We start from the raw sequence: 244 nt of genomic DNA on the forward strand, positions 1-244 counted from the left end.
CTTTTTTAACTCCATCCACAAAAATACTAGCTATGTTGTTCTTACAAGAAATTGCCAGTGTATGCCATCTGTCTTTTTGAATATCATCAATCAAAGTTGTTTCTGTATCTGCTGCATAATCTTTATACGTAAGTTTGGAGTTGCTATTCGCTGCAATACCGATACTAAACAGACCAAACTTACCTATAATTGATCTGCGTGAGGAAGTCGCAGTATTATCATAGATAGAGTTATATTTGAAATA

1 protein-coding gene is annotated in these 244 nt (G+C 33.6%); it reads right to left on the bottom strand.

What is annotated here, in order from left to right:
- Positions 1 to 244: hypothetical protein (locus PQG54_RS12365; protein WP_271807752.1), on the bottom strand; the 244-nt coding region annotated here is incomplete at both ends.

The sequence above is a fragment of the Commensalibacter communis genome, from assembly GCF_947179015.1.
GTDB lineage: Bacteria > Pseudomonadota > Alphaproteobacteria > Acetobacterales > Acetobacteraceae > Commensalibacter > Commensalibacter communis.